The following is a 6,712-nucleotide window of genomic DNA, read 5'->3' on the forward strand; positions in this document are numbered from 1 at the left end:
AATGGAATTGCGGTGAGATCTTTTTACCGCAATCCTTTTTTATTACGCTAAATTAAATCGCCTTGGCCAAGTAGAAAATTTCAAACTCGAAGTGGACTTCGACCAAAATCTTGTGCACGGCCAGTTTGTTGCTCGTATAGCCAATCCGCCTTAACCTCTAACGCTAATAAGCCATTCTCGCCCCCTACTTCCTGATCAACCCGACTAATTAATGGTACTTTTAGATCCTGTTTGATTTGGTGAAGGTAAGCCTGGCCCTTTTCATTAAAGCCCAACAAACGGATGTAGGGCCGCTCTAACGTCGTCATGATTTCCGTCTGTTTAATATTCAACAGGATATATAAGCAAACGCGCTGCAAACGTGTGTAAGTGTATCGTTTGGACTTTAAGGCTCGCAATAACTCTGAAAAATTAGTTGTTTGATGAACAACTTTCTTAAACCGATATTCCAAGCCTTCGGTCATTTGGTAAATTTGACCTAACTCAAATAAAGAACTTGACTCTACTTTATATTTCAAATAGGGAAAAAAGGCCGTCCAATTCATAACTGGTTGCGTCACTATAGATTGATAGGTTTCGTTAGGTACAACTTTTTCCAAGTCTGCGTGGGAAAAATCAACCGCAGTAATCAAATGGCGAATGGCCGTTGCACTAGCAATTGCACTACCATTTAGTTCTTGGTCTAAGTACTGAGAACCACTTCGTGCAATCGGAATTAATTTTAACGGCCTAGGCAACTTTGCATTACTAGTCGCATAACTGAGTGCCAATAATTGATTGGGTGTATCAATATTTAAATTCAGTGTGTCGCGATAGTACTGATTTAATTGCGTAGCGTAGGTCTGTTTGTAGTCACGAAAATAAGTGTGTCTAGCAGGTAACGCCGCCAATTTTTGACCAATTGCTTGGTAGTCAATCTGTTCATTTTCAGTACCAAATGCTAACGCCGAGCACCCTAACAGGCTCAAAATTGCGAGTGCCCCTTGCGCAAAACGATCAGCAGGTTCAACAGCAGTTGCTAAAGGTAGTTCCACAACTAAATCAACACCATTAGCTAATGCGGCCTTAGTGCGCTGCCATTTATCAATCACTGCCGGTTCCCCACGTTGAAGATAATTACCACTCATCACTGCAACCAGCACGTCCGCCTGGGTTCGTTTTCGTGCTTGCTGTAAATGGTACAAATGACCGTTGTGAAATGGATTATATTCAACAATCATTCCTGTTGCTTGTAGCATTTTAATCACCCTTTTGTGCAACAAAAAACCAACGGATACTATCAGCAGTGACGGCTTCATCACCAAATTCTGCTCGAACTATTACATTGGAAAAGCCCGCTGCAAGGAGGGCCTGGCGAATGACTTCAATCGGGTAGGTTCGTTCCTTATGCAACTCACTAATTTCTTGATAGGCCTGGCGCTCATCATCCCAAACAAAGAAGGTTAAATCATGCTCAATGGAATGTGGGTGCTCACCAACGTAACTGGTCCACATAAAGGCCTGATCAACGGATTTATAGTTATACATGTACCCAGGAAAAAGGTCATCAATTTGGTGTAATGAGTGCATATCAAATAAGAACTGACCACCTGGCTTCAAGCAAGCGGCAACTTGCTGAAAAACTTGCTCAATGCTTGCTTCATCTGGCATATAGCATAATGAATCATCCAAACAAGTCACAATTTCATACTGGCCGATATCACTTAAATCCAACATGTTACCTTGAATAAGTGGTAATGTTACCTGATTTTCCATCGCGTGATTTGCCGCAAGGGTCAACATCTCCTCTGACAAATCAAGTCCGGTAACCTGATACCCTTGTTTGGCTAATTTAACGGCCAGAATACCCGTTCCACACGCTAATTCCAATAATTTATGGGCCTTTTTTGGGGCGTATTTTTGAACAAAAGAAAGCCACCTATCATATAAGGTGGTATCCATCATCTCATCATATAGTGTGGCAAAAGTTTGGTAAATCATGCGTCGATCCAATCGGCTACGTCAACTGTCTCAGCGTTGGACCAAAGTTTTTCAAGGTTATAGTAGGCCCGTTCTTCTGGGCTGAAAATATTAATAACAATATCCCCTAAATCAACTAAAACCCATTTACCTGAGTTTTTGCCTTCCACCCGAACAACTTTAACATCCGCCAATTCTTCTTTTTCTTCAATTTCATCTAAAATGGCGTCCATTTGTCGTTTTGAGTTGCCTTGCATGATTACAAAATAATCAGCTAATAGGCTAACTTCTCGAACATCTAAGGCAACGATATCCTCAGCACGTTTACCGTCGGCGGCACGTACTGCAATTTCTAACATTTCTCGACTATCCACTAACAATCAATCCCCCTCTAATTTCATAACACGTGATAACATCAATTTGCCAATAAATTTCTATTTTGCAACGTAAGCATTATAAGTTGCAATTGTTTTTGGATATATTTTCTTATTTGTACTCAATAAATAATTAAGCGTCTGTTTAATTTCAAACGCCACACCTGCATCTAATGAAGTTGCGGCGGCCTGCCGTGCTTCCGCTATTCCCGGAAAATCACGACCTGGTTCAATAAAATCTGCTACAAAAATAATTTTATCCAGCACTGTCATATTGTCCGAACCAATTGTATGCCGCCGAACAGCATTTAAAATTTGTTCATCGTGAATACCTAATTCACGCTCAATAATAAAGGCCCCAACAACGCCGTGCCAAATACCATTATTATAAGCCAATAGTTCTGGATCAAAGCCTTCCGTCCGAATCAAGGCCTTATATTCTGCATCAGGACGTTGCTTGGCGTAATCATGAACTAAGCCCGCTAAACCAGCCCGTTGCCGATCACCACCATAACGTTCAGCCAAATCAAGTGCCGTTTGCTCAACCCGTAAAACGTGCTGAAAGCGGCCCTTAGTTAGCTGTGCCTTAATGCGCTCTAATAAAGTTTTCCGATCAAGTGGTACTAATTTCTGAGGATAACTGACATTAGTCACGGTAAAGCCCCTCTCGTTCAATGTAATCTAAAACCTCATCCGGCACTAAGTACCGAATTGACAGCCCACAAGCTAAGCGTTTTCGAATCATTGATGAACTAACATCTAAAGATGGCGCGTCCACCCAAAGCACTGGATATTGACTATGAACTTGAAAATCAGGTCGTTTAACGCCAACAAATTGAACCAGTTCTAATAACTCATCGATTCGGTGCCAATGTGGCAAGTCATTGACCATATCAGCCCCAATAATAAAGTAATAATCCGTATCTGGATGCTGTTGTTTTAGATTGGACATCGTATCATACGTATAACTAATTCCACCACGTTTAACTTCTGCCAATTCAAGATCAAACAAAGGATTACCCGTAATGGCACGTTTGACCATTGCAACCCGATGATCAGCCGAGATGGCATTTTTCGGGTGTTCATGGGGTGGATTAGCATCAGGCATAAAATAAATCTTCTCTAACCCTAATTGTGTTCCTACTGTTTGCGCCATAATCAAATGACCGATATGAGGCGGGTTAAAAGTACCGCCCATAATGCCAACCTGTTTATGTCGTCCATTATCTAAAATCTTTTTTTTAGTTTCAACTGTTATTACAGGTTGGGTTAATGTTTCATTAGCCACAACTGCTACACCTCTTTATAAAGCTGCTACTTGAGCAGAAATTCGTTGATACTTTTCTTTTTCTGCTGGACGATATAATACTAACACATGCCCAATAATTTGTGCGACAACTAGCTTAGGCAAAGCCTCAGTTAAGACAGTCGCAACCTCTTTGGCCGATACCGTCGTGTTTTGTAATAAATTAATTTTAATTAGCTCATTTCGCTCTAAGCTTTCGTCGATTTGGCGAATAAACGTCGCTGTCAAGCCATTTTTACCAACTTGAAAAACTGGCCGTAATCGATTGGCGCGCGCTCGTAAAAAACGCTTTTGTTTACCTGTTAACGTCATTTTAATCTCCTTTAAATTAATGCTTTCCGCAAACTAACCGCTACCCCTTTAGGTGCCCAGCCTGCTATAACTGCTCCGGCTGGTACTGTTACCCAACCCAGTCCGGCAAAAACAAGATCACTTTTTTCTTTCGGTGTGAACTGGATACGTTCCAATTCAGGAAAGGCTGCGACTTCTTTGGCCCGTGGTGGTTGTAATAATTTACCCACTTGGCGGGTGTAAAAGTCCGTTGCGTTTTGTAATTTAGTTCGGTGAACCAATAGATTATTGTCTAAATAAAATGTAAAACTACGCTTTGGTCCTTCTTCGTAATCAAAACGTGCTAACCCAGCCAAAAAAACGGTTTGCCCACCATTTAATTGATATGTTTTAGGCTTAATTGATTTTTGCGGCGTCACTAATTTTAAATCTTTGGCCCCTAAATAATAGGCCATCTGCTCACGATGAATAATTCCCGGTGTATCAATTAAGTTATGCCCATCATCCAGCGGAATCTCGATTTTATCCAACGTTGTTCCAGGAAAGCGTGAAGTTGTAATTAAATCCTGCGTTCCCGTTGTTTGTCGTATGATTTGATTAATCAAAGTTGATTTACCAACATTAGTCACCCCGACAACGTAAACATCACGCCCATTCCGGTATTTTTCAATTGCGGCTAATAAATCATCTAATTCATAACCATTTTTAGCACTGGTTAATAGAACATCAATTGGTCGTAACCCAACTGCGTGTGCTTGTTCTCGTAACCAATTTTTTACTTTAGTCCGCTTAACTGAACCCGGTAAAACATCAACCTTGTTTCCAACTAGCAAAACCGGATTATCACCCACAAAACGGTGAAGGCCAGGAATTAAGCTACCAGAAAAATCAAAAATATCCACCACGTTAACGATCAACGCATCGGCCTCGCCAATTTGAGTTAATAAGGCCAAAAAGTCATCGTCCGTTAAGCGCACATCAGAAATTTCGTTATAGTGCCGTAATCGAAAACAACGCTGGCAGTATAATTCACCCGTTTCCTTGGCCTTTTCTAAAGCGGCCTGTGGTGTGTAACCTGCTTCATTTGGTTTCGTTGTTTGAATCTGGGCACCACACCCAATACAATAAAGTGCTTCTTCATTACTCTCAGTCATTTAGGCTATTCCTCCACGTTAATTCTGGATATTCCCGATCTAAATGCCGCATAAAAAATTTTTCAAAAAAGCGTGTGATACTTGTATTCCACGCGTCAGTTTCCTCTAAAGGATGTACTAAGATTGTCCGAATATGCGCTGCATTAGCGGCCAACATATCCGTTAGCAATTGATCACCCACCATGACAATTTCACTATCAGCTAGGCCCAATTGAACCTTAGCCCGCCGGATACCAAAGGAAAATGGTTTCATGGCCCGAGCAATGTAAGGTAACCCAAGTGATGTGACTGCGCGGTGAATTCGTTTAGCGTTATTATTAGAGACCACAACTACTGGAATCTTGGCCTCTGCCATAGTTTTAATCCAAGCTTGCAACTCCTTTGTTCCCGTTGGATTATCCCAAGCAATCAAAGTGTTATCAAGATCAGCTAACACAGCCTTAATGCCGTGCCGCTTTAAATCTGCAGGGGTTATTTGTACCACTGCACTTAACTTCCAAGTTGGCTTGTAGTTTAAAAACATGTTGACTCCTTAACTAATTTTGTCTATGTCCAACAACAAATTAATGAAGAAATGTTTCTGGTACTTGATCCATTAATCTGTATTACCAGTCTTTCATTATAAGCGAATTCGGACTAAAATGCACTCTTCCCTCTAACTTTGTTGTTGAATCGTTATTCTTCTTATTTTCAAGAAGCTTTGCTATGATACGCTTATAGCAATATAGAAAGGATGGTTACTATGCAAAGCTTCGGTTTTAATCAATTCGGACCGCCATCAGTTTTCAAAAAAATAGTTCAGGCCCCACCAGTACTGTCCCCGATTCGAGTTTTAATTGACGTCATTGGCTTTGGTCTAAATCCATATGATGCCGCCCTACGTCGTGGTGAGCAACAAGCTGAGCGGCCCTTACCTTTTCCCATCGTTCCCGGTACTGACGTTGTTGGCACGATTAATTCCATTGGTAGTGCGGTCACCGACTACCTGCCTGGTGAACTTGTAATTGCACACCCCAACATTGGTGGTTACGCCAGCCAGGTGCCCGTTTCACATAATAAGATTGGCCGCTTGCCCCCTGATTTTCCGATTGAACAAGCCATTGGGTTACCCTCAGTTGGTATAACTGCCTATAATATTTTATTCAATGCACTATCAATTCAGCCAGACCAATCACTGGCAATTGAAGGTGCGGCTGGTGGTGTCGGTAGTTTATTACTTCAATTGGCTAAAATCGCCGGTTTATCGGTCACGGCAGTTGCAGCCGCAAAACACGCTAATTTATTGAACCAATTAGGGGCCAATCAGTTTATTCCTAGCGAGAAACTTGCGACCACCAACGTTAAATTCGATATCGTTATCAACGCAATCAACGGCAGTATTAATCAAGAAAACGGTATTACACACGTTAAAACTGGGGGACAATATCTATCCTTAAACTCAATTACGGAGGCTTTAGAAAAGTCCCACTCCAAAATTACAATGACTGCCTTTCAACCAAAAAAAGAGTATCGGGATCGACCAGCACTTACTTACCTGACTAGGATAATGCAACAAAAACTGACTAACATTAGTGGTGAATCATAATTCGACGGAATTATGATTCACCACTTTTATATTCTGTTAAAGT

9 protein-coding genes are annotated in these 6,712 nt (G+C 41.2%); 1 reads left to right on the forward strand and 8 read right to left on the reverse strand.

Annotated elements, in window-relative coordinates:
* Positions 1-80: 80 nt before the first annotated feature.
* The 8 genes from EKM98_RS06485 to EKM98_RS06520 all read right to left on the reverse strand — a co-directional run bounded on the left by EKM98_RS06485 (position 81) and on the right by EKM98_RS06520 (position 5,607).
* Entirely contained in the window at positions 81-1,238 is a 1,158-nt protein-coding gene (locus EKM98_RS06485; protein WP_125981402.1) for a nucleotidyltransferase, read from the reverse strand.
* Between the two features lies 1 nt (position 1,239).
* Positions 1,240-1,980 (reverse strand): class I SAM-dependent DNA methyltransferase, encoded by a 741-nt coding sequence (locus EKM98_RS06490; protein WP_125981424.1) that lies wholly within the window; start codon positions 1,978-1,980, stop codon positions 1,240-1,242.
* A complete protein-coding gene (gene rsfS / locus EKM98_RS06495; protein ID WP_068226197.1) occupies positions 1,977-2,318 on the reverse strand; it encodes a ribosome silencing factor in 342 nt (113 codons plus the stop codon). Before rsfS ends, EKM98_RS06490 begins: the two co-directional genes overlap by 4 nt.
* A 75-nt stretch (positions 2,319-2,393) precedes the next feature.
* Positions 2,394-2,987, reverse strand: a complete 594-nt coding sequence (yqeK, locus tag EKM98_RS06500; RefSeq protein WP_125981404.1) for a bis(5'-nucleosyl)-tetraphosphatase (symmetrical) YqeK — start codon at positions 2,985-2,987, stop codon at positions 2,394-2,396.
* On the reverse strand, positions 2,980-3,621 hold the full coding sequence (locus EKM98_RS06505; protein WP_125981405.1) for a nicotinate-nucleotide adenylyltransferase: 642 nt from the start codon (positions 3,619-3,621) through the stop codon (positions 2,980-2,982). Before EKM98_RS06505 ends, yqeK begins: the two co-directional genes overlap by 8 nt.
* 15 nt (positions 3,622-3,636) lie before the next feature.
* Positions 3,637-3,951: a ribosome assembly RNA-binding protein YhbY gene (yhbY, locus tag EKM98_RS06510; protein WP_125981407.1), complete on the reverse strand. Its 315-nt coding sequence runs from the start codon at positions 3,949-3,951 to the stop codon at positions 3,637-3,639.
* An 11-nt stretch (positions 3,952-3,962) separates the two neighbouring features.
* On the reverse strand, positions 3,963-5,084 hold the full coding sequence (gene yqeH / locus EKM98_RS06515; protein WP_125981409.1) for a ribosome biogenesis GTPase YqeH: 1,122 nt from the start codon (positions 5,082-5,084) through the stop codon (positions 3,963-3,965).
* Positions 5,077-5,607 carry a YqeG family HAD IIIA-type phosphatase gene (locus EKM98_RS06520; protein WP_125981410.1) on the reverse strand — a complete coding sequence of 177 codons (531 nt, stop codon included), beginning with the start codon at positions 5,605-5,607 and terminating at the stop codon, positions 5,077-5,079. The genes yqeH and EKM98_RS06520 overlap by 8 nt, the downstream gene beginning before the upstream one ends.
* 219 nt (positions 5,608-5,826) lie before the next feature.
* Between EKM98_RS06520 and EKM98_RS06525 the strand changes: the two genes are divergently transcribed.
* The gene (locus EKM98_RS06525) at positions 5,827-6,669 is read left to right on the forward strand and encodes an NADP-dependent oxidoreductase (RefSeq protein WP_164512665.1); all 843 of its coding nucleotides are present in this window, start codon (positions 5,827-5,829) and stop codon (positions 6,667-6,669) included.
* Positions 6,670-6,712 lie beyond the last annotated feature (43 nt).

This window comes from Loigolactobacillus iwatensis (genome assembly GCF_003950295.1).
In the GTDB taxonomy this organism is placed as follows: domain Bacteria; phylum Bacillota; class Bacilli; order Lactobacillales; family Lactobacillaceae; genus Loigolactobacillus; species Loigolactobacillus iwatensis.

Bases quoted from the DNA above. Each gene is read 5' to 3' on its own strand.
- EKM98_RS06485 (WP_125981402.1), bottom strand. From the start codon at position 1,238: ATGCTACAAGCAACAGGAATGATTGTTGAATATAATCCATTTCACAAC.
- EKM98_RS06490 (WP_125981424.1), bottom strand. From the start codon at position 1,980: ATGATTTACCAAACTTTTGCCACACTATATGATGAGATGATGGATACC.
- rsfS (WP_068226197.1), bottom strand. From the start codon at position 2,318: ATGTTAGAAATTGCAGTACGTGCCGCCGACGGTAAACGTGCTGAGGAT.
- yhbY (WP_125981407.1), bottom strand. From the start codon at position 3,951: ATGACGTTAACAGGTAAACAAAAGCGTTTTTTACGAGCGCGCGCCAAT.
- yqeH (WP_125981409.1), bottom strand. From the start codon at position 5,084: ATGACTGAGAGTAATGAAGAAGCACTTTATTGTATTGGGTGTGGTGCC.
- EKM98_RS06520 (WP_125981410.1), bottom strand. From the start codon at position 5,607: ATGTTTTTAAACTACAAGCCAACTTGGAAGTTAAGTGCAGTGGTACAA.
- EKM98_RS06525 (WP_164512665.1), top strand. From the start codon at position 5,827: ATGCAAAGCTTCGGTTTTAATCAATTCGGACCGCCATCAGTTTTCAAA.